Raw genomic sequence first — 22,481 nt, 5'->3', positions numbered from 1 at the left:
TACGAAAGGGTGCAGGTATGACCTTGACGAGCCCACTCGGTGTGCCCACGGTGCCACGCCGAAGTGGCCATCCGGCGGAGGCGCCGACACGCGGCCCGCTGGTCGACACCTACGGCCGGATCGCCACCGATCTGCGTGTCTCGCTGACCGACCGGTGCAATCTGCGCTGCACCTATTGCATGCCCGCCGAAGGCGTGCCCTGGCTGCCCGCCAAACAGCTGCTCGAACCCGAGGAGACGATCCGGCTGATCCGGATCGGCGTGACCCGGCTGGGCATCACCAACGTCCGGTTCACCGGCGGGGAGCCGCTGGTGGCGCGCCACCTCGAGCAGATCGTCACCGCGACCGCAGCGTTGCGCCCGCGCCCCGAGATCGCCATGACCACCAACGCGGTGGGTCTGGCCGAGCGCGCCGAGACGCTGAAAGCGGCCGGGCTGGACCGCATCAACGTCTCCCTCGACAGTGTGGACCGCAAACACTTCGCCTCGATCACCCGCCGTGACCGCCTCGCGGACGTCCTGGCCGGGCTGGCCGCCGCCAAGAAGGCCCGTCTCGAACCGGTGAAGGTCAATGCGGTGCTCGACCCCAAGACCGGGTTGCAGGATGCGGTGGAGCTGGTGCGCTACTGCCTCGGCAACGAGTTGCAGCTGCGGATGATCGAGCAGATGCCGCTGGATGCCGGACACCGGTGGACCCGCAGCGCCATCCTGACCGCCGACGAGGTGCTGGCGGCCCTGCGCGAGCACTTCACCCTCGAACCGGACACCGCGCCGCGTGGTTCGGCGCCCGCGGAGCTGTGGCGGGTCACCGACACGGCCAGCGGCGAGACCGGCCTGGTCGGCTTGATCGCCTCGGTCTCCCACCCGTTCTGCGGGGCCTGTGACCGCACCCGGCTGACCCCCGACGGCCAGATCCGCAGCTGCCTGTTCGCCCGCGAGGAGAGCGACTTGCGCAGCCTGCTGCGTTCCGGCGCCGACGACGACGCTATCGAGGCGGCCTGGCGGGCAGCGATGTGGCGCAAACCGGCCGGCCACGGCATCAACGATCCCAACTTCATCCAGCCGAACCGGCCGATGAGCGCGATCGGCGGCTGACGGCGTGAGCACCCCGGTGGAGATCACCGTGCGCTATTTCGCGGCGGCACGGGCGGCGGCGGCCACTGACAGCGAGCAGGTCGCGGTTCCCGCCGGCGCCACCGTCGAGGAGTTGGTCGACACCCTCAGCGCCCGCAACGAGCAGTTGGCCCAGGTGTTGCCGCGCTGCTCGTACCTCTCCGACGGGATGGCGGTCCGCGACCCCGCGGCCCGCCTGCAGGCGGGCGCGGTGATTGACGTCCTGCCGCCGTTCGCGGGCGGATGACGTGATTTCTCTCACATAACGACGAGATAACATCGCGGCCTCAAAGTGATCACGGTCACTGTGAGCTGGGCAAATGGGGGGCATCGGGGCGCCGAACCCGCCGCTGCGACCCGAAACGCCCGGTCACTTCCGGGGTGACGTGCGCGAAAAGACCGGCTACCGTCTGTCCCGGCGCGTCGTATCCGTTTCGTCACGGCGCTCCGTCTCTGCCGGTTGCGCTGAACTCCATCCGACTCGGCGGGGACCCGAACGGAACCGCGGATGGAGGCGGGGGACCCACCGGTCCACCAACCCTGGATCCGGAGCCGACAGGCTCCTTGGGGTGAAGCTGTGCCCACGACGGGCCCAGCCGGGCTACCTCTCCGGCCCGAACCCGACAGCTGACTTCGCAGGCGCACACACGAGAGGACACACCGACTCTATGAGTGGACGGCATCGCAAGCCCAGCCAGTCGAACTACAGCGTCGCCAAGATCGCGGTCACCGGTGCCGTGCTCGGTGGTGGCGGCTTCGCCCTCGCCGGGCATGCCGCCGCAGCCACCGACAGCGAGTGGGACCGGGTCGCCGACTGCGAGTCCAGCGGCAACTGGGGCATCAACACCGGCAACGGTTACCAGGGCGGGCTGCAGTTCGCGCCCAGCACCTGGAGCGCACACGGTGGCGGCCAGTTCGCTCCGAGCGCACATCTGGCGAGCAAGGACGAGCAGATCCTGGTGGCTGAGCGCGTGCTGGCCACCCAGGGCCGCGGTGCGTGGCCGGTCTGCGGCACCGGACTCTCCGCCGCGACCGAACGCACGCTGCCGCCGGAGGACCTGCCGCCCCCGCCCGCGGATGCTCCGCCGCCCCTGGAGGCGTTCACCGCGGTGCCGCCGTCGGACCTGCCGCCCGCCGACCCGGGCGCGCTGCCCGACCTGCAGGCCGTGCCGCAGCCGGTGTTCGACATCGCCAATCAGCTGATGACCGGGGAGAGCCCGGCCGGGCTGGACCTGCCCCAGGAGATGCCGCGCGGAAACGACGTTCCGCTGGACCTCGCCGGGCACCCGGACGCCGGCTACGTCCAGGAACTGTGGCAGGCCATGCAGGATCAGGGCATCACCGACCCGGAGGCGCTGGCCGCGCTGGCGCACCCGGACAACCCGGAGATGCTGCCCGCCTGACCCACGGCGGGCATCGCACGACGGTCAGCAGGTCAGCTCCGCCGCGTTCAGGCGGAGTTGACCCACTCGTCGGTGCCGTCGGCGAAGAACTGGTGTTTCCAGACCGGTAGCCGCGCCTTGATCGTGTCGACCAGCAGCGCACAGGTCGCGAACGCCTCCCGCCGGTGATCGGCGGCCACCGCGGCCACCAGCGCGGCATCACCGATGTGCAGGGTGCCGATGCGATGGCTGGCCGCTACCGCGCGCACTCCCCGGGCCGCCGCCGCGACCTCGGCGACCGCATCGGCGAGGGCCTCCTGCGCCGACGGGTGCGCCGAATACTCCAGCCGAACCACCGCTTGGCCGTGGTCGTGGTCGCGGACCGCGCCGACGAACCCGACCACCGCGCCCGCCGCACGGTGTCCCACCAGTTCCTCGTGCTCGGCGAGCACGATCGGGTCCGCGGTCAGTGCCGCGCGCAACACCTCGGTCATCACCTCAGCCCCGCCTCAGTTCCTCGGTCGCCAGTTCACCGGTCGCCAGTTCGCCGGTCGCCGTCAGCAGCATCGCTTTAGCGGGTGTGGTCCAGGCCGGCGAGCTGGTCCAGGGCGTGGTCGAGGACATCGGCCAGCACGCCGAGACCGTCTTTGACGCCGCCGGTGGAGCCGGGCAGATTCACCACCAGGGTCCGGCCGGCCACGCCGGCGACCCCGCGGGACAACACCGACGTCGGCACCTTCGGCAACCCGGCGCCGCGGATCGCGTCGGCCAGGCCGGGGATCTCGTAGTCGAGCACCGCCAGGGTCTGTGCCGGGGTGTCATCGGTCGGCGAGATGCCGGTGCCGCCGGTGGTGATGATCAGATCCACCCCGACCGCTGCGCGCAGCGCAGCCCCCACCGCGTCACCGTCGGCGACGACCTGCGGTTGCACCGCGGCGAAACCCCGGTCGGCCAGCCAGTCGGCGATGATCGGCCCCGTCCGGTCCTCGTAGGCACCGGCCGCGGCGCGCGTCGACGCCACGATCACCCGAGCGGTCCGTTCCGCCATCAACGCTCCCATGTTCCGTGCCGGCCGCCCTCTTTGCGGAGCACCCGGATGTCATCGATGCGGGCCTCCCGGTCGACGGCCTTCACCATGTCGTAAAGGGTCAGTCCCGCGACACTGACCGCGGTCAGCGCCTCCATCTCCACCCCGGTGCGGTCGGTGCTGCGCACCGAGGCGGTGATCGCCACGTCCCGCTCGCCGATGGCGAACTCGACATCCACCCCGGTCAGTGCCAGTTGGTGACACAGCGGGATGAGGTCGCTGGTGCGTTTGGCGGCCATGATGCCGGCCAGTCGCGCCGTGGCCAACGCGTCGCCCTTGGGGAGGCCTCCCGCCGAGATCAGCGCCATGACCTCCGTCGTGGTCCGGAACACTCCGGCCGCGACCGCGGTGCGTCGCGTCGCCGACTTGTCGGTGACGTCGACCATGTGCGCCGCCCCGTGCTCATCGAGGTGCGAGAGCTCACCGGAGGCCGCCGGGGCCGCCGGGGCCGCCGCCCGTGTCCTGGCCACCCCGCCCACAACTAGCCGCCCACGACTAGCGGTTGACGACCGTGACCGGATGCACGTAGGGCAGGTCGTCGGACGGCACCGGGAACTCCACCTCGCCGAACGGCGAGAGCGCACCGGCACGGTCGGTCGCCAGCTCGCTCACCGCGTGCTCATCGGGGCCGACCTCCGGCCAGCCCTTATCCACATACCTGCGCTTGTCCACAATGTCAGCCACGGGATCATTCTGACAGGTCAGGCCCGGCGATGTTGGCAGGCGTCTGTTTTACGCTGGTCGGCGATGACCGAGAACACCCCGGATCTGCCGTTGGGGTCGTGGCTCGCCGACCGGTCCGATGACCAGTTGATCAGCCTGCTGACGTTGCGGCCCGACCTCGCCCAGCCCCCGCCGGGCAGCATCGCCGCGCTCGCCGCCCGGGTCCAGGCCCGTCAGTCGATCAACGCCGCCTGCGATGAGTTGGACTTCCTGCGCCTGGCGGTGCTCGACGCCCTGCTGGTGTTGCAGGCCGACCACGCACCGGTGCCACGAGCCAAGCTGGTGAGCCTGATCGGCGAGCGCACCGGGGAGCCGGCCCTGCGCGAGGCCCTCGCCGACCTCACCGCCCGGGCGCTGGTGTGGGGCGAGGACACCCTGCGGGTCGCCGCCGAGGCGGCAGCGGGTCTGCCGTGGCACCCGGGTCAGGTCACCGTCGAACACGAGACACGCACGTTCGCCGAGCTCTCCGCGATCCTCGACGCCCTCGACGAGCCGCAGCGCGCGGTGCTCGACCGGCTCGTCGAGGGCTCACCGCTGGGGCGAACCCGCGACGCCGCCCCCGACACCCCGCCGCAACGCCCGGTGCCGCGGCTGCTCGCCGCCGGGCTGCTGCGGCAACTCGACGACGAGACCGTCATCCTGCCGCGCGCTGTCGGGCAGGTGCTGCGCGGTGAGCAGCCCGGCCCGCGATCACTGACCGCCCCCGACCCGGTGACCGCGACGACCACCGAGGCCGACGTGGACGCCACCGCCGCCGGCGGCGCCCTCGACCTGCTGCGCGAACTCGACGTCGTGCTCGACCATCTTTCCCGCGACCCGGTCCCCGAGCTGCGCAGCGGCGGGATGGGGGTGCGTGAAGCCCGCCGGCTGGCCAAAGCGACCGGGATCGGCGAGACCCGGCTCAGCCTGATCCTGCAACTGGCCGCCGCTGCCGGGCTCATCGCCAGCGGCCTGCCCGATCCCGAACCCGAGGACGGCGACGGCCCGTTCTGGGCCCCGACGGTGGGCGCCGACCGGTTCGGCGACCTGGGCACCGCCGGACGCTGGCAGGTGCTCGCCCGCACCTGGCTGGACCTGCCGTCACGGCCCTCCCTGATCGGCCACCGCAGCCCGGACGGTCGGATCTACGGTGCGCTGTCGGAGGCGCTGTACTCCACTGCCGCGCCGCTGGACCGGCGGCTGCTGCTCGGATTGTTGGCGCAGGCGCCGCCGGGCGCCGGGGTCGACCCCACCTCCGCCTCGGCGGCGCTGGTGTGGCGGCGCCCCCGCTGGGCACGGCGGCTGCAACCCGACCCGGTCGCCGACCTGCTGGAGGAAGCCCACCGGGTCGGGCTCGCGGGCCGCGGCGCGCTGAGCACACCCGGACGGCTGCTGCTCGACGACACCGCCGCGCAGTCGGCGCTGCTCGACGCGATGGAGCGCGCCCTGCCCGCCCCCGTCGACCACTTCCTGGTGCAGGCCGACCTGACCGTGGTGGTGCCCGGTCCGCTGGAGCGCGACCTGGCCGACGAACTCGCCGTCGTCGCCGACGTCGAATCGGCCGGTGCGGCGATGGTCTACCGGGTCAGTGAATCCTCGATCCGCCGGGCGCTGGATGTCGGCCGCACCGGCAGCGGAGTCCAGGCGTTCTTCGAACGACGCTCGAGCACCCCGGTACCGCAGGGCTTGACCTACCTCATCGACGACGTGGCGCGCCGCCACGGTCAACTGCGGGTGGGCATCGCCGCGGCGTTCGTGCGCTGCGAGGACACCACGCTGCTGGCCCAGGCCCTCGCCGGACCCGCCGCCGAACGGGCCGGCCTGCGGCTGCTGGCACCGACGGTGGCCGTCGCCCAGGCCCCGATCGCCGAGGTGCTCGCCGCTCTGCGCGACGCCGGGTTCGCCCCGGCCGCCGAGGACGCCAGCGGAACCGTCGTCGACCTCTCCCCGCGGGGGGCGCGGGTGCCGCCGACCGCGCAGCGCCGCCTCACCCGGCCCGCGAACGTCGGGCCCACCCGCGAGACCCTCGGCGCGGTGGTGGCGGTGCTGCGCCGCGTCGGAGGCGGTACCAGCGCCCCGGCGCGACTCGATCCGGCCGACACTGTCGAGGTGCTGAAGCAGGCGGCGTTTCACCATCACACCGTGCTCATCGGCTACATCGACCCGGCGGGGATGGCCAGCCAACGGGTGGTCACCCCGGTGGCGGTGCGCGGCAGCCAACTGCAGGCCTGGGACTCCACCTCCGAGCGGATGCGCGACTTCGCCATCCACCGCATCACCTCGGTGGTGGCGACCGCGTCGGGATAATGGGTGAGATGACCGCCCAGACGACCACCCGCGACGAACCCAGGGAGCCGCACCGATGACCGACGGACCGCTGATCGTGCAGTCCGACAAGACGGTGCTGCTCGAGGTCGACCACGAGCGCGCCGGCGACGCCCGCGCCGCGATCGCCCCGTTCGCCGAACTGGAACGGGCCCCCGAACACGTGCACACCTACCGGATCACCCCGCTGGCGCTGTGGAACGCCCGCGCCGCCGGGCACGATGCCGAGCAGGTCGTCGACGCGCTGGTCAGCTACTCCCGCTACGCGGTGCCCCAGCCGCTGCTGGTCGACATCGTCGACACCATGGCCCGCTACGGGCGCCTGCAGCTGGTCAAACACCCCGCCCACGGGCTGACCCTGGTCAGCTTGGACCGGGCGGTCCTCGAAGAGGTGCTGCGCCACAAGAAGATCGCCCCGATGCTCGGGGAGCGCATCGACGACGACATCGTGGCGGTGCATCCCAGCGAGCGCGGCCGCATCAAACAGCTGCTGCTCAAGATCGGCTGGCCCGCCGAGGATCTGGCCGGCTACGTCGACGGCGAGGCCCATCCGGTCGGGTTGACCGAGGACGGCTGGGGCCTGCGCGACTACCAGCAGATGGCCACCGACGCGTTCTGGGCAGGCGGATCGGGGGTGGTGGTGCTGCCGTGCGGGGCGGGCAAAACCCTGGTCGGGGCGGCGGCCATGGCCAAGGCGCAGGCCACGACGCTGATCCTGGTCACCAACACCGTCGCCGGACGGCAGTGGAAACGCGAACTGTTGGCACGCACCACGTTGACCGAGGACGAGATCGGCGAATACTCCGGGGAGCGCAAGGAGATCCGGCCGATCACGATCGCGACGTATCAGGTGATCACCCGACGCACCAAGGGCGAGTACCGCCACCTGGAACTGTTCGACAGCCGCGACTGGGGGCTGATCATCTACGACGAGGTGCACCTGCTGCCGGCCCCGGTGTTCCGGATGACCGCCGATCTGCAGTCACGGCGCCGGCTCGGGCTGACCGCCACCTTGATCCGCGAGGACGGCCGCGAGGGCGACGTGTTCTCCCTGATCGGACCGAAACGCTACGACGCTCCGTGGAAGGACATCGAAGCCCAGGGCTGGATCGCACCGGCCGAGTGCATCGAGGTGCGGGTGACGATGACCGAGTCCGAACGGATGCGCTACGCCACCGCTGAGCCCGACGAGCGCTACCGGCTGTGCTCGACGGCGCACTCCAAGGTCGCGGTGGTGCGCTCCATCCTGGCCAAACACGCCGGGGAGCCGACCCTGGTGATCGGCGCCTACCTCGATCAACTCGACGAACTCGGCGAGCAACTCGACGCGCCGATCATCCAGGGCTCCACCAAGACGGCCACCCGCGAGGCGCTGTTCGAGTCGTTCCGCCGCGGCGAGATCCCCACCTTGGTGGTCTCCAAGGTCGCCAACTTCTCCATCGACCTGCCCGAGGCGGCGGTGGCGGTGCAGGTGTCCGGGACGTTCGGGTCGCGCCAGGAGGAGGCGCAGCGGCTGGGCCGGCTGCTGCGGCCGAAGGCCGACGGCGGCGGCGCGGTGTTCTACTCGGTGGTCTCCCGGGACAGCCTCGACGCCGATTACGCCGCCCACCGGCAGCGGTTCCTCGCCGAGCAGGGCTACGGCTATGTGATCAAGGACGCCGACGACCTGCTGGGCCCGGCGATCTAACAATTTTTGCCCCCGCCGGGGGAGACAACAGAAGATGAGATCGGCTAACATTCCCGTATGACGACGACGACCAAGCGTGCGCTGCGTGCCGCCGGCGCCGCGCTGGCGCTGAGCATCGCCGCTCCCCTGTTCAGCGGGGTCGCGGCGGCCGACTCCACCGACGACTACCCGATCCCGCGCCGGATCATCGCGACCGACTGCACCGCGGAGCAGATCCTGGCGGCGGCCCGCGACTTCACCCCGATCTACTACGACCGGTACATGGCCGACTACAACAACAAGTCGCCGGACGTGCAGCGGCGGACCCGCGACAAGTTCCACTGGTTCTTCTCGATCAGCCCGGCCGAGCGCCGCGCGTTCTCCGAGGAGATGGCGACGAACATCTACCACGACCCGCTGGTGTTCGACTGGCCCAACCACGCCAAGATCTTCTTCAACAACAAGGGCGTGGCCGCCAAGGAGACCGAGAACTGCCACAACTACCCGCCGGATGACCCGTCGGTGTGGGTGCGGTGATGGCGGTGCGTGGCTTTTCTTCCCGGTTGCGTTCTTCTTCCCGGCTGCGGCGCACCGCGCTGGTCGCAGCACTGGCGGCGCTGCCGTTGACGCTGGCCGCTCCGGCGTCCGCCGACGACGTCGACAGCCAGTTCAACCGGCAGTTGCAGACCTACGGCATCTACGCGCCGAAGGACAAGAACGCCTACCTGGCCAAGCTCACCTGCCACCGGCTGGGCACCCACCTCGACGCCAACGCCGCCGAGTCGATCTCGTTCCTGACCAAGAACCTCGACCGGCACAGCACCGAGGCGCAGAAATGGCAGTTCCTGGGACTGTCGATCACCACATACTGCCCGGACCTGCGCTATGTGATCGACGACGCGGCCGGGCAGCACTGACGGTCAGCACCGCCGGTGTGCTGCTAGATTGCACACCGTGAGCAGCACCTCGGTCCCCGGCGGGGTCGTACACCCACTGCCCGACGATCTGCGTGCCGCGCTCACCGCCGATCCCGCGGTGCTGGCCGCGTGGGCCGACATCACGCCGCTGGCGCGCAACGAGTTCATCTGCTGGGTCGAGGACGCCAAGCAGGCGGCCACCCGGGCCCGCCGGATACGGCGCACCTGCGAGGAACTCGACGAGGGCAAGCGTCGGCCGTGCTGCTGGCCGGGGTGTAAACACCGCGAACGAACCGGCCACGCCTAGTTCGGCGGCCGCCCTGGCCACACGGGGTGCCCCGGCGGGCACACCGCGACGGCTTGTGCACCGCCAAGGCCTCACCGCCAAGGTTTGTGCGCCGCCAAGACCCCACCGCCAAGGCTTGTGCACTCACGGCGCAGAAATCGGCCGGCGCGACACCGTCAGCGCACAACCCTTCGCCGTGAGTGCACACACCTGCGCGGCAAACGCCGGTATGTGCCGCCAAACGCCGGCCCGCCGCGGCAAACGCCGGCCCGCGCCGCTAACGCCGGCCCGCGCCGGCCTCACGGCGCTACGACGTCGACGGCGTGCTGTGCACCGACAACGGTTCGGTCTGCTCGCTCACCGGGACATGGTGATCGGGCGCGGTGAACTCCCACGGCTTCTGCGGCCACCAGAACCAGCGGCCCAGCAGCACCGCAATCGACGGTGTCATGAACGAGCGCACCACCAGGGTGTCGAACAGAAGACCCAGCCCGATCGTGGTCCCCACCTGGCCGATCACGACCAACTCCGAGACCGCCATCGACATCATGGTGAACGCGAACACCAGGCCCGCCGCGGTGACCACCGATCCGGTGCCCCCCATGGCGCGGATGATGCCGGTCTTCATCCCGGCATAAACCTCTTCACGGAAGCGCGCCACCAACAGCAGGTTGTAGTCCGCGCCCACCGCCAACAGGATGATCACCGACATCGCCAACACCATCCAGTGCAGGTCCATGCCAATGATGTGCTGCCAGAACAGCACTGAGAGCCCGAACGAGGCACCCAGAGAGACCGCCACCGTGCCGACGATCACCGCCGCGGCGACGATCGCGCGGGTGATGATCAGCATGATGATGAAAATCAGTGCCAGCGAAGCGAGTCCGGCGATCATCAAGTCGATCGCGCTGCCCTCGGACATGTCCTTGAAGGTCGCCGCGGTGCCGGCCAGGAAGATCGTCGACCCCTCCAGCGGGGTGCCCTTGATCGCCTCCTTGGCCGCGGTCTTGATCGGCTCGATGTGCTTGATGCCCTCCGGGGACATCGGATCGCCCTCGTGGGAGATGATGAAGCGCACAGCGTGACCGTCCGGGGACAAGAACATCTTCATCCCGCGTTTGAAGTCGGGGTTGTCGAACGCCTCCGGCGGAAGATAGAACGAGTCGTCGTTCTTCGACGCGTCGAACGCCTGCCCCATCGCGGTGGAGTTCTCCTGCATGGCGTTCATCTGATCCTGCAGACCCTTCTGGGTCTGGTACATGGTCAACATGTACTTCTTCATGTTGGTCATGGTCTCGATCATGTGCGGCATCAACGCCACCATCTGCGGCATCAGCGCATCGAGTCGGTCCATGTCCGGCAGGATGTCGGAGAAGTCCTCGGTCATCACGTCGACGCCGTCGAGCGCGTCGAAGATCGACCGCAGCGACCAGCAGACCGGGATGTCGAAACAGTGCGGCTCCCAGTACAAATAGTTGCGGATCGGCCGGAAGAAGTCGTCGAAGTCGGCCAGCGCGTCACGCATGCCCTCGATGTCGTGCACCATCGAGTGCATCTTGGTCACCATGCTGTGGGTGGTGTCGGCCATCTGGGAGGTGATGGACTGCATCTGCTCCATCGTGTCGATGGTGGTCTGGATGTCGTCGGCCTGCTTGAGCATGTCGGCCATCATGTCCAGCTGGTAGTTCTTGTTCATCTCCTGGGTGACGCCGTTCATGGAGATCTGGAACGGGATCGAGGTGTGCTCGATCGGGGTGCCCAGCGGCCGGGTGATCGCCTGCACCCGCCCGATGCCCTCCACCTGGAAGATGGCCTTGGCGATCTTGTTGATCACCAGGAAGTCGGCCGGGTTGCGCATGTCGTGATCGGTTTCGATCATCAGCAGCTCGGGGTTCATCCGGGCCTGCGGGAAGTGCCGGTCGGCGGCGGCGTAGCCGACGTTGGCGGGGATGTCGCTGGGCAGGTACTGCCGGTCGTTGTAGCTGGTGCGATACCCGGGCAGGGTGAGCAGCCCGATCATCGACAAACCGATGGTGGCGACCAGGATCGGTCCCGGCCAGCGGGTGATGGCCGCACCGATCTTGCGCCAGGTGCGCACCCGCATCGCCCGTTTGGGCTCCAGCAGACCGAACCGGCTCGCCACCACAACCACGGAGGCGCCCATCGTCAACGCCGCCGCCACCACGACCGTCATGCCGATCGCCAGCGGGATCCCCAACGACCGGAAGTACGGCAGGTTGGTGAAGTGCAGACAGAACGTCGCCCCGGCGATGGTCAGCCCCGAGCCCAAGATGACATGCGCGGTGCCGTGATACATGTCGAAGTAGGACGCGACCCGGTCCATGCCCCGCGTTCGTGCTTCCTGATATCGCCCGATCAGGAAGATCGCGTAGTCGGTGGAGGCGGCGATCGCCAACGTGACCAACAGGTTGGTGGCGAAGGTCGAGAGCCCGATGATCTCGTGGTAGCCCAGGAACGCCACCGTGCCGCGCGCCGCCGACAACGTCAACGCCACGGTCGCCAGCACGATGAGCACGGTCACGATCGAGCGGTAGACCAGCAGCATCATGATCGTGATCACCAGGAACGTGACCCCGGTGATCATCTTCATGCTGCGGTCACCGGCGATGTGCTGGTCGGCGGAGAGGGCCGCCGGACCGGTCACGTAGACATCGAGCCCGTCGGGCTTGTCGGGGGTGTCGGCGATGATCTTCTGGGTGGCGCGCACCGACTCGTTGGCCAGGCTCTCGCCCTGGTTGCCGCGCAGATACACCTGCACGTAGGACGCCATGTTGTCCGAACTCTGCGAACCGGAGGCGGTCAGCGGGTCGCCCCAGAAATCCTGGACGTGCTCGACGTGTTCGGGGTCGGCCTCGAGGTTCTCGACCATCCGGTCGTAGAACTCGTGGTCGGCGTCACCGAGGGTGCGGTTGTTGGCCTCCAACACCACCATCGCCGAACTGTTGGACTCGAACTCCTCGAAGACCTCGCCGATCCGCTTCATCGCGATCATCGACGGCGCGTTCTCCGGCGTCATCGACACCGTGCGCATCTCGCCGACCTCTTCGAGCTGCGGCACGATGAGGTTGAGCACCACGATGCCGCCCACCCAGGCCAAGATCACCGGAACCGCCAACCGGCGGATCCACACCGGGACGAAATCCCGCTTGGTGATCTGGTACTCGTTCGACGCGGCGTGTTGGGTGCTCATGCCGACTTCACCAGACAGAAGGTCAGCGCGTGCACGCCGGTGGCGCTGTTCTCGTCTTTGAGCTCGTCATCGACGAAGATGCGGCACCCGAGGGTGTCGGTGGTGCCCTGCGCCACGATGTTCGGGCTGACCGCCGGGTTCGTGCTCTCCAGAGTCAACCTCCACGGCAACACGGCGTGCGGTTCCCGTTGGGGCTGGGCGTCGAGGTCGAGGTAGTTGATGTCGACCACTGCTCCTTCGGGGCCGTAGATCTCATACGTCACGACCTTGGGATTGAACGGTTCGGTGTCCTCGAACTTGGGACTGGCGGTGCCTCCGGGGCCGTCCACACCGAAGAACCCCCGGATCCGGTGGACCGTGAACCCGGTGACGACGACCACGATCACGATCACTAGCGGCAGCCAAGCCCGCCTCAGCACGCTCATCGTCTGAAAGTTCCCTGTCCTGCGTCGCCGGTTACATGTGTGGTCGACCGCCCGCGGGCCGTCTGGCGGTGCACCATCACCGCGACCATGGCGCAACGCGAGAGTTAGATTAGCTTATTTAAGCGTCTGGGCGATACCCGCCCGGCGGCCGCGCGAACACGGCTGCTGTGCCGCGCGCCCCAAGCATAACCGCAGGCCAACGAGACTGCGCAACGGAGCGCCGTTGAGCCCGACACCCACAATAGTGGCTTACGTCACAACATCGGGGCGCACGCCGATTCGCCCACAACGGCCGCCGTGATCCTGCGGCCGGCTCGGCGGCGGGGCCCGCCCGACCCCTCACCGTCGAGTGTGAACACAGCCTCACGTTCGCGCTCGAGCGTGAAGCCAACTTCACGTTGGGCGAAGGGCCCCGGGAGCCCGGCGCCGGTGCGGCGACCCGCTAAACCCCGCTAAACCCCAGAACCGCAGGAGTCCCCCAAGCCACAGGCTTGGGGGACTCCTGCGGGAAACGTACCTACAGCAGCGAACTCGGCGGGGTGAACCGGTCGCCGTACTTGGCGGCCAACTCCTTGGCGCGGGCGACGAATCCGGCCTGCCCGCCGGGGTAGCCGGCGATGTACTGAGCGGTGCCGCCGGTCCACGGCGGAAACCCGATGCCCATGATGGCGCCGATGTTGGCGTCGGCGGTCGAGGTCAGGACCCCTTCGTCGAGGCACTTCTGGGTCTCGAGCACCTCGGCGAACAGCATCCGGTCGATCATGTCCTGCAGCGGGATCTGGGTGGATCCGCTGTTGAACACCTCTTTGAGGCCCGGCCACAGGCCGACCCGCTTGCCGTCGACGTACTCGTAGAAGCCCGCACCCTTGAGCCGCGAGGGACGGCCGATCTCGATCATCTTCTCCACGACGATCTCGTTCATCTGCTTCTCGTAGGTGCCCCCGGCTGCCTCGATGCCCTCACGGGTCGCGACCGCGATCTTGTGCATCAACTCCAGGTTGAGCTCGTCGGAGAGTTGCAGCGGCGGCGCCGGGTAGCCGGCCTGGCTGCCGGCCTGCTCGATGCTGGCCGGCTCCACACCCTCACCGAGCATCGCCAGCGCCTCGTTGATGAAGGTGCCGATCACCCGCGAGGTGTAGAAGCCGCGCGAGTCGTTGACGACGATCGGGGTCTTGCGGATCGCGAGCACGTAGTCGAAGACCCGCGCCAGCGTCTCATCGGAGGTCTTCTCCCCCTTGATGATCTCCACCAGCGGCATCTTGTCGACCGGGGAGAAGAAGTGGATCCCGATGAAGTCCTCCTGGCGCTTCACCCCGGTCGCCAGACCGGTGATCGGCAGCGTGGAGGTGTTCGACCCGAGCACCGCGTTGGGCTCGACGACGTCCTCGATCTCCTGGAAGACCTTGTGCTTGAGGTCCTGGTTCTCGAAGACGGCTTCGATCACGAAGTCGACGCCGGCCAAATCGGCCGGGTCGGCGGTCGGCGTGATCTTGTCGAGCAGGGCCTTGGATTTCTCCTCGGTGGTCCGCCCGCGCGAGAGCGCCTTTTCTTCCAGCTTCTCCGAGTAGCCCTTGCCCTTCTGGGCGGCTTCCAGCGACACGTCCTTGAGGACCACCTCGTAGCCGGCCTTGGCCGACACGTAGGCGATGCCGGCACCCATCATGCCCGCGCCGAGCACACCGACCTTCGTGATCGGGGTCTGTCCGATGCCATCGGGCCGGCTGCCGCCGTTGTTGATGGTCTGCAGGTCGAAGAAGAACGCCTGGATCATGTTCTTGGCCACCTGACCGGTGACCAGCGACGTGAAGTAGCGGCTCTCGATGCGGCTGGCCGCATCGAAGTCCACCGCAGCGCCCTCGACGGCGGCGTCGAGGATCGCGCGCGGCGCGGGCATCGGGGAGCCCTTGAGCTGCTTTTTCAGCAACGCCGGGAACGACGGCAGGATCTGCGCCAGCCCGGGTGAGCTCGGGGTGCCGCCGGGCATCTTGTAGCCCTTGGCGTCCCACGGCTGCACGCCACCGTCGGGGTTGGCCTTGATCCAGGCCTTGGCCGCGGGCACCAGCTCCTCGACGGTGTCGACCAGCTCGTCGACCAGGCCGATCTCTTTGGCCTTGGCGGGCTTGAACCGGGTGCCCTGGCTGAGCACCTCCATGAACGCCTTCTGGATGCCGAACATGCGCACGGTGCGGGTGACCCCGCCACCGCCGGGCAGCAGACCCAACGTCACTTCGGGCAGGCCGAGCTGGCTGCCCTTGACGTCGGCGGCGATGCGGCGGTGACAGGCCAGCGCGATCTCCAGCCCACCGCCGAGCGCCGCGCCGTTGATCGCAGCGACCACCGGCTTGCCGAGGGTCTCCAGGGTGCGCAGCGCCTTCTTGATGTGCTCGACCTGGTCGAACGCCTGCTGGGCGTTGTCCGGGCCGACCTGGATCATCGCCTTGAGGTCACCGCCGGCGAAGAAGGTCTTCTTGGCGCTGGTGATGACCACGCCGCTGATCGAATCCTTCTCGGCGACAAGGCGTTCCACGGCCTTGTCCATCGACTCGGTGTAGTGCTCGTTCATGACGTTGGCCGAGCCCGTGGGGTCGTCCAACGTCAGGGTGACGATGCCGTCGGCATCCTTGTCCCACTGAATGGTGTTCTCTGCCATTGTTGTTCGAAACCCTCTCAGACTCGCTCAATGATGGTGGCCACGCCCATGCCGCCGCCGACGCACAACGTGATCAGCGCACGGCGGGCACCCCGGCGCTCCAGTTCGTCGACCATGGTTCCGGTGATCATGGCGCCGGTGGCGCCCAGCGGGTGGCCCATCGCGATGGCGCCACCGTTGACGTTGAGTTTCTCGTCGGGGATGTTCAGGTCCTTCTGGAACTTCATCACCACCGAGGCGAAGGCCTCGTTCAGCTCGAACAGGTCGATGTCATCGACGGTCAGTCCGGCACGGTCGAGCACCTTGCGGGTCGCCGGGGTCGGACCGGTGAGCATGATGACCGGGTCCGAACCGCTGGTGGCGGTGGCCACGATCCGCGCCCGCGGGGTCAGCCCCTGCGACGTGCCGGCCTTTTCGCTACCAACGAGCACCAGCGCGGCGCCGTCGACGATGCCGGAGCTGTTACCCCCGGTGTGCACGTGGTTGATCTTCTCCACGTAGTGGTACTTCTGCAGCGCCACCGCGTCGAACCCGCCCATCTCGCCGATCCCGTCGAAGGCGGTCTTGAGCTTGCCGAGGCCCTCCAGTGTGGAGTCCGGGCGCATGTGCTCGTCGTGGTCGAGGACGACCAGACCGTTCTGGTCGCGCACCGGCACCACCGATTTGGCGAAGTAGCCGCCGGACCACGCCGCGGCGGCCTTCTGCTGGCTGCTCAGCGCGTAGGCGTCGACGTCCTCGCGGGAGAACCCTTCGATGGTGGCGATCAGGTCCGCTCCGATGCCCTGCGGCACGAAACCGACGCTGTAGTTGGTCTCCGGGTCCAGCGCCCAGGCGCCGCCGTCGGAGCCCATCGGCACCCGGCTCATCGACTCGACACCGCCGGCCAGCACCAGGTCGTCCCAGCCGGAGCGCACCTTCTGGGCGGCGATGTTGACCGCCTCGAGCCCGGAGGCGCAGAACCGGTTGAGCTGCACCCCGCCGGTGGTGTCGGGCAGCCCGGCGGCGAGCACCGCGGTACGCGCGATGTCCCCACCCTGGTCACCCACCGGGGAGACCACCCCGAGGACGACGTCGCTGATCAGGGTCTCGTCGAGGTCGGGGAACCGGTTGCGCAGCTCGCGCACCAGCCCGACCACCAGGTTGAGCGGTTTGACCTCGGTCAGCGAGCCGTTTCGCTGCTTGCCGCGCGGGGTTCGGATGGCCTCGTAGATGAAGGCTTCGTCGGACATGGCCGTCTCTTCTTCCAATCGCTGTTGAACTCGCTGTTGCACTTCGCAGAGCCGTGTACGAGGGAGCGTAGTCCCTGCCTCGCCAGGCTAACAGGGGCAATCTATCAACCTGTTGGTTGGTCGGTGGTACGAGCCCCCGCACCGGGGTACGAGCCCCCGGGCCGTGGTGCGAGCCCCGGGGCCCCGGTGCCGATACCCTCGACGACCATGACGGTCTCGCGTCTGCAGCCCTACACGGCCACCACGATCTTCGCCGAGGTGTCGGCACTGGCGGCCCAGGTCGGGGCGGTCAACCTCGGCCAGGGTTTCCCCGACGAGGACGGCCCGGCGGCGATGCTGGCCGCGGCCCGCGCGGCGATCGCGGGCGGGGTCAACCAGTATCCGCCCGGCATGGGCACCCTGGAGTTGCGGGAGGCGATCGCGGCGCACCGCTCCCGCCACTACGGCATCGACTACGACCCGCAGACCGAGATTCTGGTCACCGTCGGGGCGACCGAGGCCATCGCGGCCGCGGTGATCGGCCTGGTGGAACCCGGCAGCGACGTGCTGGTCATCGAACCGTTCTACGATTCCTACTCCCCGGCGATCGCGATGGCCGGCGCCCGGCGGGTGGCGGTGCCGATGGTCGCCGACGGCGCCGGATTCGCCCTCGATCTCGATGCGCTGCGCGCCGCGCTCACCCCGACGACGCGCGCACTGATCGTGAACTCCCCGCACAATCCCACCGGGGCGGTGTTCTCCGAGACCGAACTGGCCGGGCTGGCCGCGCTGGCGGTCGAGGCGGACCTGCTGGTGATCACCGACGAGGTCTATGAGCACCTGGTGTTCGACGGTCACCGGCATCGGCCGCTGGCCGCCTTCCCGGGCATGGCGCAGCGCACCGTCAGCATCTCCAGCGCGGCGAAGATGTTCAGCTGCACCGGCTGGAAGATCGGCTGGGCGTGCGGGCCGGCCGATCTTTTGGCCGGGGTGCGCGCGGCCAAGCAGTACCTCAGCTACTCCGCGGGCGCGCCGTTTCAGCCGGCGGTGGCGTTGGCACTCAACACCGAGGACGCCTGGGTGGCCGACCAGCGGCGGGTGCACCGGCGCCGCCGCGACCGGTTGGCCGCCGGGCTGGCGCAGATCGGGTTCGCGGTGCACGACAGCGTCGGCACCTATTTCCTCTGCGCCGATCCGCGCCCGCTGGGCCACGACGACGGAGCCGCATTCTGCGCTGAACTGCCCGAACGGGTCGGGGTGGCGGCGATTCCGATGGCGGCGTTCTGCGACCCGGACGCCCCGCATTTCCACCGGTGGAAACACCTCGTGCGGTTCACGTTCTGCAAACGTGACGCCACCATCGCCGAGGGGCTGGACCGGCTGGCGGCGCTGCGCGGCTAGGGTTAATGACCTGGGGTGTATTGCCCCGGTCAGCCGCCACCGGCGTGTTTGGCGGCCAGCCCGGTCATCACCTGGTCGCGCAACCGCTCGGTGGCGGTCTCCAACACGAGTTTGCTGGCGCGTTTGACGATGAACGCCGGGATCGGCCCGGACGGCTCCACGGTGATGTCGAAGCGCACCCGGGTGCGATCCACGCCCTCGGCACGCAGGTTGTACTCCACATGCTGGGCCCGCTGCTGGAAGGTGGATTTGGCGTCCCAGATCACCCAGGTGGGACCCCAGTGGTATTCCAGGATCTCCTTGTCGACCAGCCCGAGGATTTTCACGGTGGCACGCACGTGGTGCGGCCGGCCGTCGGGGTAGGTGTCGAGGACCTCGACGCGCTTGTGCACCGGCGACCACGACGTCAACAACTCGACGTCGGCCAGCGCCCGCAGGATCGTGTCCACCGGGGCGTCGATGCTCACCTCACGGGATGCTCGTACAGCCATCGACTACCACGGTAGTCCGCTTCGCGGCAGCCGGCCGCGTTTGCGGCCAACCGGTCACCGGGTCCGCGACACGGCCGGCGAAAATCTCGGCTGTCAGCCCTTTTTGACCTTCAGCACCTGCTTGCGCAGGCCGTCGGTCGCGGTCTCCATGCCGCCCTTCATGGTCCGCTTGACCAGGAAGCCGGGCAGTTTGACCGCCAGGTCGATCTCCATGTCGAAGCGCACCCCGGTCTTGTCCCCCTGCGGGGTCAGGGTGTATTTGGCGTCCTGGGATTTCAGTTGCCCGGCCGACACCAGCGTCCAGCTCACCTCGTTGTCTCCCCAGGTGTACTCCACGACCTGTTCATCGGTGAGGCCGGCGGCCTTGATCGTCATCTTGACCTGCCGGGGCCGACCGTCGTCGTAGGTGTCGAGTACTTCCGCACTCTGATACTGCGGCGACCACGTCGGGGTGGACTCGACGTCGGCGATCACCGCCAAAATCTCCTCGGGGGAGGCCTCGATGACGACTTCGCGGGAATCCTTCACTGCCATGGCTGCAAACCTTAGCGGGCGCCGTTGGGGTGGGGACGGTTTTGCTCAGTTGACCGGTGCGCTGAGAAACGGGCGGTCCACCCCGGCGCCGGGGCCGTCGAAGTGCCACCACTCCCCCGAGTACACGCTCAGCCCGCCCGCCTCCATCGCCGCGGCCAGCCGAGCCCGGTTGCGCAACACCTCGGCGCTGAGACCGTCGGTCGCCCCGGCGTGGGCGCGGGGGGTGAAGTCGTCGAAGCCGGTGCCCATGTCTAGCAGGCACAGATCCGCGCCGAGGCGGCGCTGCGGCGCGCAGGGGCTGTGCACCGCAGCCACGGTGACGTCGACCGACCGCCCCGCCTCATGGCTGCGGGCCGCCGACCCGGGCCGGGCCACCCAGGCGGGGTCGGGCACCACCTCGAACATGCGGACCTGCACCGCGTGCGGCCGGTAGCAGTCCCAGAACACCAGCCGCTCACCGCCGGCGCGCAGCGTCGCCGCTGCGGTGGCCAGCCCCGGGGCCATCGACTCGTGCACCAGACAACGTGCGTCGGCGGGATACAGCTGCACCCCGGTGAAATTGTCGGGCGTGGCGTAGCGCAGGTCGATCACCGCGTCAGCCACCACGGTGCGCACGTCGACGAGACCGTCGGCGGCCGCGGCGGGGCTCACCGGCGGGACATCGGCTGGGACATCGGCACGGGCCGGCCAGGCTGACACCCCGCCGGCGAGCACCCCGAGCAACACCGCCACCATCACCCGCACCATGGCTGTCACCGTAGGCGATCGCGGGAGTCACCGCGGGGGTGTGCAGTGCCCACCCGGCCAGGCGTCCCGGTGGGCGCGTACCCAGTCGCCGAGCGTGTCGAGCATGGCCACCCCGGTGGTGAAACTGCCGTCGTCGGGGTCGGCGGCCAACGCCACCCCGAGCGTGCCGGTGGCGGCGGGAAGCAGCGCCACCTGGCGTACCAGGTAGCCGCCGTCGCGGTCGGGGCCCCAGCCGCCCTTGCTGGGGGTGTCGTCGGCGGCCAGGCCCCACTGTTGGGCGGCGCTGATGTGACGCATCCGCTCGAGCACCGGGGCGGCGTCGGGCACGCACGGCAGCGTGAAGGCGAACCGGGCGGCGTCGGTCTGCGCCCACTGGGTCTGCCCGAACGGGCTGTAGGGCGGATAGACCTGGCGGGTCTGCACCACGGTGTCGGCGCTGGCGCCCTCGGCGAGCACCGCGTGGACCTGCGCACCGGCGTCGGCGGGGTCCCCCAGCAACTGCCACAGCGCCATCGCGGCGTCGTTGTCGGAGGCGGTGATGGCGCGGTCGACTAACGGCTTGGCAGCCGCGGCGTCCACCCGCAGCGCCGCGACCGAGATCGCCACCTTGATCGTCGACCAGGCCGCCCCGGACGACCAGTCACCGAAGCGCTGTTCGGCACCGTCGGCGACGACGGCCACCCCGACGGCCCCGGCGGGCAGGTCGGCCTGCATCGCGGCGAAGTCGCCCGCAAGATCCACCGAACCGGGCGGCGGCGACATTTCGGTCGGGGCGACCGCGGTGTCATCGCGGCCGCAGCCGACCGGTCCGCCGAGCGCGACCAGCCCGATCAGCAGCACGGCGGCGGGCAGCTCGCGAAGCCTCATCCTCAGTGTCGTCACCGCCTCAGTAGAGCAGCAAACCCGACCTGGCGCCGACTCCGTAACGCCTGTTCGTCCCCGCAGAACGGCGCCGTCCTGACGTTGTTGAGAATTTGTGTACCGCCGCCCCGCTACCGGCGGGTAGATTCTCACAGCGGTGACGTCCGCCGGGAAGCGGAATCCTGCACACCCGTCCGATGAGTTCGATCGAGAGGAAACCGTGAGGTTCACCGTGTCGCGTGCGGCCACCTTGGCGGCATCAATGATTTTGCTCAGTGGCTGCACCACGGTCTACCCCGGAATCGGGGTGCGTGACCCGTATGCAGACCAGAACGTCAACCTCAGCCTGCTGGACACCGGGAACTACCCGACGAAGCCGAGCGAACCCCTGGGCACGGCAGGAAACCGGGACGACGGCGCCCGCGCGGAGGCCCGTCGAATGGCCGAGGTGGTGTTGGTGCCGTTCGAAGTCGATCCCTCGTTGACCGGTTCGGGTGATACCGCCGGGTTGATCACCGGCACCGACGGCATCGGTTCGTCCTACTTCATCGAGGACCTCGGTGTCAGCCGGGTGATCGGGGAGCAGCTGGCGGGCGACCGCCTGATCGCCGGGTTCGGGGATTCCGCCCAGTCCCCGCAGACCAACGGTCTGATCAAACTCAAGGAGGCGGTGGTCCGGTTCGCCACACCGGAAGACGCCAAGTCGGCCGTCGAGGCGATGGTCGCGGCGTCCGACCACGATGAGAAGGACGGGGACCCGGCGCGGCACCCCCACCCGATTCCCGACCACCCCGATCTGGCTGCGTTCAGCGCCGACACCGGAAGCCGCGGTTCGGTGTTCGGCTATCAGGCCGATGGCCCGTATGTGTTGGTGTACTACGCCGAGTCCGCCTACCGCGACAGCAACGTCGAGGGCGCCGTCAAGTTGCTGACCGCCGCGGTGGACAAGCAACTCGCGGCATTGAAGGACTTCACACCGACCCCCGTCGACAAGCTCGCCGATCTGCCGCTCGATCCCAATGGGTTGATGGCGCGCACCCTGCCGGTGGTGAAGGGCACCAGGTCACCCAATGCCGGCGTCTACGGTCCGCACGGGGCGCTGCACTTCATGATGAACCCGAAACGCAGTCAGGAACTGTTCGATGACGTCGGGTTGACCGAGTTCGTGCAGGCGGGCAGCTCCGTCTACCAGACCCGCGATGACAGCGCGGCGATTCAGGTGGCCGACGACTTCGTCAACCAGATTTCCTCGACAGCTTTCCGGAACTACACCCTCGATGACTCGGTCAACGGCCTGCCGAACACACGATGCCTGAAGCCGGAGAAGACCGACCTCTATCCGACGCGCTGTGTCGGCAACTACGACAAATATGTGATCGAGACCGGCGCGGCAAACGGTACCGAGGCACGACGCATGTTTGCCGCCCAGTACGTGATGTTGGCTGCGGCGTAGCCGCGAGTCCCCCGACCACCCCG

At 68.9% G+C, this 22,481-nt stretch carries 22 protein-coding genes and 1 riboswitch; of the genes, 10 read left to right on the top strand and 12 right to left on the bottom strand.

Features of this window, described 5'->3' with window-relative positions; all coding sequences use genetic code 11:
• The first annotated feature begins 17 nt into the window (after window positions 1-17).
• The 3 genes from moaA to B8W67_RS06770 all read left to right on the top strand — a co-directional run bounded on the left by moaA (window position 18) and on the right by B8W67_RS06770 (window position 2,515).
• The gene (gene moaA, locus B8W67_RS06780) at window positions 18-1,094 is read left to right on the top strand and encodes a GTP 3',8-cyclase MoaA (protein WP_085303097.1); all 1,077 of its coding nucleotides are present in this window, start codon (window positions 18-20) and stop codon (window positions 1,092-1,094) included.
• Between the two features lie 4 nt (window positions 1,095-1,098).
• Complete coding sequence (locus tag B8W67_RS06775) at window positions 1,099-1,359, top strand: MoaD/ThiS family protein (RefSeq protein WP_085303095.1); 261 nt, start codon at window positions 1,099-1,101, stop codon at window positions 1,357-1,359.
• Between the two features lie 246 nt (window positions 1,360-1,605).
• A riboswitch (cyclic di-AMP (ydaO/yuaA leader) is annotated at window positions 1,606-1,771 on the top strand.
• A gap of 9 nt (window positions 1,772-1,780) precedes the next feature.
• Window positions 1,781-2,515 (top strand): transglycosylase family protein, encoded by a 735-nt coding sequence (locus B8W67_RS06770; protein WP_085303093.1) that lies wholly within the window; start codon window positions 1,781-1,783, stop codon window positions 2,513-2,515.
• 47 nt (window positions 2,516-2,562) lie between these two features.
• Here the strand turns inward: B8W67_RS06770 and B8W67_RS06765 are convergent, their stop codons facing one another.
• The 4 genes from B8W67_RS06765 to B8W67_RS06750 form a co-directional block, all read right to left on the bottom strand.
• Window positions 2,563-2,988, bottom strand: a complete 426-nt coding sequence (locus B8W67_RS06765; protein WP_069391440.1) for a molybdenum cofactor biosynthesis protein MoaE — start codon at window positions 2,986-2,988, stop codon at window positions 2,563-2,565.
• Between the two features lie 77 nt (window positions 2,989-3,065).
• The gene (locus tag B8W67_RS06760; protein ID WP_165757312.1) at window positions 3,066-3,542 is read right to left on the bottom strand and encodes a MogA/MoaB family molybdenum cofactor biosynthesis protein; all 477 of its coding nucleotides are present in this window, start codon (window positions 3,540-3,542) and stop codon (window positions 3,066-3,068) included.
• Entirely contained in the window at window positions 3,542-4,051 is a 510-nt protein-coding gene (gene moaC, locus B8W67_RS06755; RefSeq protein WP_085303139.1) for a cyclic pyranopterin monophosphate synthase MoaC, read from the bottom strand. The genes B8W67_RS06760 and moaC overlap by 1 nt, the downstream gene beginning before the upstream one ends.
• A gap of 25 nt (window positions 4,052-4,076) precedes the next feature.
• A complete protein-coding gene (locus B8W67_RS06750; protein WP_069391311.1) occupies window positions 4,077-4,265 on the bottom strand; it encodes a hypothetical protein in 189 nt (62 codons plus the stop codon).
• Window positions 4,266-4,328: 63 nt separating this feature from the next.
• Between B8W67_RS06750 and B8W67_RS06745 the strand changes: the two genes are divergently transcribed.
• The 5 genes from B8W67_RS06745 to B8W67_RS06725 are packed head-to-tail and all read left to right on the top strand — an operon-like array spanning window position 4,329 to window position 9,498.
• Window positions 4,329-6,590 carry a helicase-associated domain-containing protein gene (locus tag B8W67_RS06745; protein WP_085303089.1) on the top strand — a complete coding sequence of 754 codons (2,262 nt, stop codon included), beginning with the start codon at window positions 4,329-4,331 and terminating at the stop codon, window positions 6,588-6,590.
• A 55-nt stretch (window positions 6,591-6,645) separates the two neighbouring features.
• A complete protein-coding gene (locus B8W67_RS06740; RefSeq protein ID WP_085303088.1) occupies window positions 6,646-8,295 on the top strand; it encodes a DNA repair helicase XPB in 1,650 nt (549 codons plus the stop codon).
• A gap of 57 nt (window positions 8,296-8,352) precedes the next feature.
• Window positions 8,353-8,811 (top strand): DUF5078 domain-containing protein, encoded by a 459-nt coding sequence (locus tag B8W67_RS06735; RefSeq protein WP_085303086.1) that lies wholly within the window; start codon window positions 8,353-8,355, stop codon window positions 8,809-8,811.
• Window positions 8,811-9,191: a DUF732 domain-containing protein gene (locus B8W67_RS06730; protein ID WP_085303137.1), complete on the top strand. Its 381-nt coding sequence runs from the start codon at window positions 8,811-8,813 to the stop codon at window positions 9,189-9,191. The genes B8W67_RS06735 and B8W67_RS06730 overlap by 1 nt, the downstream gene beginning before the upstream one ends.
• 37 nt (window positions 9,192-9,228) lie before the next feature.
• A complete protein-coding gene (locus B8W67_RS06725) occupies window positions 9,229-9,498 on the top strand; it encodes a YdeI/OmpD-associated family protein (protein WP_069391308.1) in 270 nt (89 codons plus the stop codon).
• Between the two features lie 286 nt (window positions 9,499-9,784).
• On the opposite strand, the gene B8W67_RS06720 is transcribed toward B8W67_RS06725, so the two are convergent.
• The 4 genes from B8W67_RS06720 to B8W67_RS06705 all read right to left on the bottom strand — a co-directional run bounded on the left by B8W67_RS06720 (window position 9,785) and on the right by B8W67_RS06705 (window position 16,992).
• Window positions 9,785-12,688, bottom strand: coding sequence for an MMPL/RND family transporter (locus B8W67_RS06720; protein ID WP_085303084.1), 2,904 nt, complete (start codon window positions 12,686-12,688; stop codon window positions 9,785-9,787).
• Window positions 12,685-13,113, bottom strand: a complete 429-nt coding sequence (locus B8W67_RS06715) for an MmpS family transport accessory protein (protein WP_069391307.1) — start codon at window positions 13,111-13,113, stop codon at window positions 12,685-12,687. Before B8W67_RS06715 ends, B8W67_RS06720 begins: the two co-directional genes overlap by 4 nt.
• A gap of 517 nt (window positions 13,114-13,630) precedes the next feature.
• On the bottom strand, window positions 13,631-15,763 hold the full coding sequence (locus tag B8W67_RS06710; protein WP_069391306.1) for a 3-hydroxyacyl-CoA dehydrogenase NAD-binding domain-containing protein: 2,133 nt from the start codon (window positions 15,761-15,763) through the stop codon (window positions 13,631-13,633).
• A 17-nt stretch (window positions 15,764-15,780) separates the two neighbouring features.
• Window positions 15,781-16,992, bottom strand: coding sequence for an acetyl-CoA C-acetyltransferase (locus B8W67_RS06705; RefSeq protein ID WP_069391305.1), 1,212 nt, complete (start codon window positions 16,990-16,992; stop codon window positions 15,781-15,783).
• A 207-nt stretch (window positions 16,993-17,199) separates the two neighbouring features.
• Here B8W67_RS06705 and B8W67_RS06700 point away from each other — a divergent pair, with 207 nt between their 5' ends.
• Window positions 17,200-18,372, top strand: coding sequence for a pyridoxal phosphate-dependent aminotransferase (locus B8W67_RS06700; RefSeq protein WP_069391304.1), 1,173 nt, complete (start codon window positions 17,200-17,202; stop codon window positions 18,370-18,372).
• 29 nt (window positions 18,373-18,401) lie between these two features.
• On the opposite strand, the gene B8W67_RS06695 is transcribed toward B8W67_RS06700, so the two are convergent.
• The 4 genes from B8W67_RS06695 to B8W67_RS06680 form a co-directional block, all read right to left on the bottom strand.
• The gene (locus B8W67_RS06695; protein WP_069391303.1) at window positions 18,402-18,863 is read right to left on the bottom strand and encodes an SRPBCC family protein; all 462 of its coding nucleotides are present in this window, start codon (window positions 18,861-18,863) and stop codon (window positions 18,402-18,404) included.
• A 93-nt stretch (window positions 18,864-18,956) separates the two neighbouring features.
• A complete protein-coding gene (locus B8W67_RS06690; RefSeq protein ID WP_069391302.1) occupies window positions 18,957-19,397 on the bottom strand; it encodes an SRPBCC family protein in 441 nt (146 codons plus the stop codon).
• Between the two features lie 45 nt (window positions 19,398-19,442).
• Window positions 19,443-20,144 carry a M15 family metallopeptidase gene (locus B8W67_RS06685; protein WP_085303082.1) on the bottom strand — a complete coding sequence of 234 codons (702 nt, stop codon included), beginning with the start codon at window positions 20,142-20,144 and terminating at the stop codon, window positions 19,443-19,445.
• 27 nt (window positions 20,145-20,171) lie between these two features.
• Window positions 20,172-21,026, bottom strand: coding sequence for a hypothetical protein (locus B8W67_RS06680; protein ID WP_234806684.1), 855 nt, complete (start codon window positions 21,024-21,026; stop codon window positions 20,172-20,174).
• Window positions 21,027-21,267: 241 nt separating this feature from the next.
• On the opposite strand from B8W67_RS06680, the gene B8W67_RS06675 reads away from it, so the two are divergent.
• Window positions 21,268-22,458, top strand: a complete 1,191-nt coding sequence (locus B8W67_RS06675; protein ID WP_131814648.1) for a DUF7373 family lipoprotein — start codon at window positions 21,268-21,270, stop codon at window positions 22,456-22,458.
• The last annotated feature ends 23 nt before the right edge of the window (window positions 22,459-22,481 follow it).

This window comes from Mycolicibacillus koreensis (genome assembly GCF_002104795.1).
GTDB classification, from domain to species: domain Bacteria; phylum Actinomycetota; class Actinomycetes; order Mycobacteriales; family Mycobacteriaceae; genus Mycobacterium; species Mycobacterium koreense.
This window is presented reverse-complemented; position numbering and strand designations above follow the sequence as displayed.

What these genes read in the sequence shown, in the direction of transcription:
- moaA (WP_085303097.1), top strand. Translation starts at nt 18, where the DNA reads ATGACCTTGACGAGCCCACTCGGTGTGCCCACGGTGCCACGCCGAAGT.
- B8W67_RS06770 (WP_085303093.1), top strand. Translation starts at nt 1,781, where the DNA reads ATGAGTGGACGGCATCGCAAGCCCAGCCAGTCGAACTACAGCGTCGCC.
- B8W67_RS06765 (WP_069391440.1), bottom strand. Translation starts at nt 2,988, where the DNA reads ATGACCGAGGTGTTGCGCGCGGCACTGACCGCGGACCCGATCGTGCTC.
- B8W67_RS06760 (WP_165757312.1), bottom strand. Translation starts at nt 3,542, where the DNA reads ATGGCGGAACGGACCGCTCGGGTGATCGTGGCGTCGACGCGCGCCGCG.
- B8W67_RS06745 (WP_085303089.1), top strand. Translation starts at nt 4,329, where the DNA reads ATGACCGAGAACACCCCGGATCTGCCGTTGGGGTCGTGGCTCGCCGAC.
- B8W67_RS06740 (WP_085303088.1), top strand. Translation starts at nt 6,646, where the DNA reads ATGACCGACGGACCGCTGATCGTGCAGTCCGACAAGACGGTGCTGCTC.
- B8W67_RS06735 (WP_085303086.1), top strand. Translation starts at nt 8,353, where the DNA reads ATGACGACGACGACCAAGCGTGCGCTGCGTGCCGCCGGCGCCGCGCTG.
- B8W67_RS06730 (WP_085303137.1), top strand. Translation starts at nt 8,811, where the DNA reads ATGGCGGTGCGTGGCTTTTCTTCCCGGTTGCGTTCTTCTTCCCGGCTG.
- B8W67_RS06720 (WP_085303084.1), bottom strand. Translation starts at nt 12,688, where the DNA reads ATGAGCACCCAACACGCCGCGTCGAACGAGTACCAGATCACCAAGCGG.
- B8W67_RS06715 (WP_069391307.1), bottom strand. Translation starts at nt 13,113, where the DNA reads ATGAGCGTGCTGAGGCGGGCTTGGCTGCCGCTAGTGATCGTGATCGTG.
- B8W67_RS06710 (WP_069391306.1), bottom strand. Translation starts at nt 15,763, where the DNA reads ATGGCAGAGAACACCATTCAGTGGGACAAGGATGCCGACGGCATCGTC.
- B8W67_RS06705 (WP_069391305.1), bottom strand. Translation starts at nt 16,992, where the DNA reads ATGTCCGACGAAGCCTTCATCTACGAGGCCATCCGAACCCCGCGCGGC.
- B8W67_RS06700 (WP_069391304.1), top strand. Translation starts at nt 17,200, where the DNA reads ATGACGGTCTCGCGTCTGCAGCCCTACACGGCCACCACGATCTTCGCC.
- B8W67_RS06695 (WP_069391303.1), bottom strand. Translation starts at nt 18,863, where the DNA reads ATGGCTGTACGAGCATCCCGTGAGGTGAGCATCGACGCCCCGGTGGAC.
- B8W67_RS06690 (WP_069391302.1), bottom strand. Translation starts at nt 19,397, where the DNA reads ATGGCAGTGAAGGATTCCCGCGAAGTCGTCATCGAGGCCTCCCCCGAG.
- B8W67_RS06685 (WP_085303082.1), bottom strand. Translation starts at nt 20,144, where the DNA reads ATGGTGCGGGTGATGGTGGCGGTGTTGCTCGGGGTGCTCGCCGGCGGG.
- B8W67_RS06675 (WP_131814648.1), top strand. Translation starts at nt 21,268, where the DNA reads ATGATTTTGCTCAGTGGCTGCACCACGGTCTACCCCGGAATCGGGGTG.